Annotated in this window: 3 protein-coding genes; 2 read left to right on the top strand and 1 reads right to left on the bottom strand. The window is 58.0% G+C overall.

Going from position 1 to position 3,483, the window contains the following annotated elements; translation table 11 throughout:
* Positions 1-2: 2 nt before the first annotated feature.
* Positions 3-590, bottom strand: coding sequence for a phosphopantetheine-binding protein (locus O6929_06800; GenBank protein MCZ6480094.1), 588 nt, complete (start codon positions 588-590; stop codon positions 3-5).
* Positions 591-701: 111 nt separating this feature from the next.
* On the opposite strand from O6929_06800, the gene O6929_06795 reads away from it, so the two are divergent.
* Positions 702-989 carry a GIY-YIG nuclease family protein gene (locus O6929_06795; protein ID MCZ6480093.1) on the top strand — a complete coding sequence of 96 codons (288 nt, stop codon included), beginning with the start codon at positions 702-704 and terminating at the stop codon, positions 987-989.
* A gap of 276 nt (positions 990-1,265) precedes the next feature.
* Entirely contained in the window at positions 1,266-3,305 is a 2,040-nt protein-coding gene (locus O6929_06790; GenBank protein ID MCZ6480092.1) for an ATP-binding protein, read from the top strand.
* The last annotated feature ends 178 nt before the right edge of the window (positions 3,306-3,483 follow it).

The following is a 3,483-nucleotide window of genomic DNA, read 5'->3' as shown; positions in this document are numbered from 1 at the left end:
TTTCAGAGTTTCCTGTCCCCTGCGCTTTCTTCAGCAAAGAGTCGTTCTGCTTCTTTATCCGAGAGTGCTTCTAACTCAGTCATCAAGCGGGCTAGGTCTTCCGGCCCGGCTTCCTTCGCCTGATTCTGTATGATCACTATCGCCATACCTGCCACAGTGGGCGACTCAAAAATAGACCGCAGAGGGAGCTCCATTTGAAATACTTTGATCAATCGTGAAATGACGCGGGTAGCTAAAAGGGAGTGACCACCAAGGTCAAAAAAGTTGTCGTGGATACCGACTTGGTCAATTGCAAGGACTTCAGCCCAGCATCGTGCCACTTCTTCTTCGACCGGAGTACGAGGGGCTACGAAGACTTTCTCCAAATCAGGCCTGGACTGGTCAGGTGCCGGAAGTGCCTGGCGGTCTACCTTGCCGTTGGGTGTTAGAGGCAGAGCGTCCAGGAACATAAAAGCAGAGGGAATCATATACTCAGGCAGCTTCTCTTTAAGAAAGCTGCGCAACTCAGAAACTGTGGGAGGCGGCTCTTGTTTCGAGACAACATAGGCTACCAATCGCTTGCCTGTCCCGAGCGGAGTCGAGGGGCTCATGGCAGGCCATCTGCGGCTGGGGAGCCGCTTCTCGCGCGTCGAATGGTGCCCTGAGCGAGCCACCGACGTGCCCCGAGCCTGCCGAGGACAGGGAGCGAGTCGAAGGGCTTCATGTCGGACACAATTCACGTCTACATCCTACGTTGCGCGGACGGCAGCTACTATGTCGGATTGACAGAGGACTTCCAAGACCGAGAGAATGCGCACAACAACGGCCGAGGCTCCAAATACACCTTTCTACGAAGACCCGTGCAACTGGTCTACTCGGAGAGTTACGACTCGCTTGAGAAAGCGACCGGACGAGAGCGGCAGCTCAAGCGGTGGAGTCGCAACAAGAAGAGGGCTCTGATCGTTGGGGGCGCCGCAAGACTGAAGCACGTCAGCAAGCGGCGCTCATAGCCGGGCGCCATCTCCGCCTTCGGAGACGAAATAGCCCGGGACACCCCCGGGCTTTAACATTTGCAGAGCATTGGACAATGGAAAATTGGGCCAATGCAACACTGCGGTCTATTGTTCCCTTGGTCTAGTGGGGCGAATCCTGCAGGATTCGCCCCTTTATTTTGCGTATGTTGCACGCGCAAGGGCTCCCCCCTCAGGCACCACTAAGTGGCACAAAGCTTGCTACATTCCTTTCCGGATTTGGATTCCAATTCTCGCCAAAGGCATCGCGTGCTAATGGAAATCCTTATCGTTGACAACGACGAGCTCATCCTCGAGGGAGTGGGAGACGCTCTTGGTGAGGAGGGGTTTCGCGTTTCCAAGGCTCGGAACGGTCTTGAGGCCTTAGAGCAGGCCCGAGTCTCTACCCCAGATCTCATCGTGACGGATCTCATCATGCCCGTGATGGATGGCCGACAGCTCTGCCGCCATGTCCGGGAAGATCCGCAACTGAGTAACATTCCCATCGTCATGGTCACCGCGACCATGGCCGAGGGTCTTGCCAGCTTTCAAGACCTCCAGGAGTTGGGGGCGAATGCCTACATTGCCAAGGGGCGAATGGATGGCATGATAGCGGACCTCCTGGAGGTGCTCCGGCGATTCGAAACAGACGGGGTGGAACCGGGTTCCCCCGTCGTGATTGGTCTTCAAGAGCAACGACCCCCAGTCCTCGCCCGAGAGCTCCTTTCGATAAAAAGACACCTGGACACGTTACTGGCGGCGATCGGAGAGGCCGTCATCGAGTTTAACAAGTCCCATCAGGTGGTGTACGTCAACCCGGCTGGTGTCCATCTTCTGGGGCGATCGGAAACCGAACTTGTGGGGATCTCCATCTTTTCCATCTTTGGTGATCCGATCCCGGAAGCGGTTCGGCGGATGGAGCAGTCTGGAGGGCGGGAGGAGTTCGAATTTCCACACAGCGGGCGGATCCTCAAGGTGACCATGACCGGCTTGGTGGATGAGGACGAAGCGGCCGGGGCGGTCATGATCCTCCAGGATATTAGCCCTGTCCACCAGCGGCTTCACGAACTTTCGGTACTCAACCAGGTTACGTCGGCCTTCACGTCCACACTGGATTTTCCTGTACTTCTCAAATTGGTGATGGAGCAGGTGGGGGAGCTGATGAAGGTTGAGGCCGGCTCCCTCCTCCTCCGGGAGGAGACAGGAGAGCTGACCTTCGCGGTGGTCCTGGGGGAGGGGCGTGAGTTGCTCCAGGGGCTGCGCATCGCGGCGGAAGAGGGGATCGCCGGCTGGGTTGCCTCTACCGGTGAAGCGCTCGTACTCCCCGACGTCAGGAAGCATCCGCTTTTTTCATCCAGGGTTGATGCCATGACCGGCTTCGTGACTCGTTCGATGCTTTGCGTGCCGGTGAAGACCGCAGACAGGGTTCTCGGGGTGATTCAGCTGATTAACCGGATCGACCGAACCCCCTTTGGGGAGGCAGATCTTGCCCTCCTCTCCGCGATTGCGAATCATGCGGCCACGGCATTGGAAAACGCCCGGCTCCATGATCAGCTGGTCCAGAAGAACCAACAGCTCCTCGAGGTCAATAACCACAAGAACAAGTTCCTCTCCCAACTTTCCCAGGAAGTCAGGACACCGCTCACGGGGATTCTGGGGTACGCCGAGCTTCTCCAGGATAAGCGAGTTGGCCCCCTCACCGCACGCCAGCAGCAATATCTGCAAAATATCTATGGCAGTGCCCAGCAAATCTTGAAGTTGGCCAATGACCTGCTGGAACTCGCCGCCGTCGATGCCGGTCGAAGGACTGTCTTCTTCGACGAGTTTAGTCCCCTCGTTGTTATGGAGGAGGTGGGTGCCCTCATGGCTCCTCAAGCGACACAACACGGAATCAGGTTCGTGGTCGACGGAGAGTCAGGACTCCCGCCAATCCGGGGTGATCTCCACCAATTCAGACAGATCCTCCTTAATGTGGTCTCTAATGCAATCAAGTTCACGCCCGAAGGAGGCGAGGTCGTCATGGCAGCCCGCGTTAAGGATTCCGATACCGTTGCCGTCTCTGTGAAGGATAACGGCATTGGAATCCGCCCGGAGGATCGGGGGCGGATCTTTGACCCCTTTGGACGAGGGGAGAATGCTGTCGCCCGCCGGATCCCTGGAGTCGGTCTTGGTCTCTCCCTAGCCAAACGGCTCGTGGAGCTTCAGGGGGGCGAGATCTGGGTGGAGAGCGAGGGTGAGGATCGGGGAAGCACCTTTACCTTTACGACGCCCGTCACCCCTCCGGCTTCGTCCTCCCTGTTGGGCGGATCGCACTAGTGCCCCTCCAACTCACTCCTCCTAAGCACCCCAGGGTTTCCGCCGGGGGCACTGAGGGGTTGTAGGGGAGAGGCTCCCCTACGCCTGGGGGGTGCTCAGCGAGGCGAACGCCGAGCGCCGAAGGGGGGCCTGCCCCCCTAGCGGAAGTGCCGCACCAGCGCGGAATACTAGTGAGAAA

This window comes from Candidatus Methylomirabilota bacterium (assembly GCA_027293415.1).
Taxonomy (GTDB): domain Bacteria; phylum Methylomirabilota; class Methylomirabilia; order Methylomirabilales; family CSP1-5; genus CSP1-5.
Note: the sequence above shows the minus strand (reverse complement) of the source record. Positions and strands in the feature narration are given on the sequence as shown.

Coding starts and splice junctions, on each gene's coding strand:
- O6929_06800 (MCZ6480094.1), bottom strand. CDS start 590: ATGAGCCCCTCGACTCCGCTCGGGACAGGCAAGCGATTGGTAGCCTAT.
- O6929_06795 (MCZ6480093.1), top strand. CDS start 702: ATGTCGGACACAATTCACGTCTACATCCTACGTTGCGCGGACGGCAGC.
- O6929_06790 (MCZ6480092.1), top strand. CDS start 1,266: ATGGAAATCCTTATCGTTGACAACGACGAGCTCATCCTCGAGGGAGTG.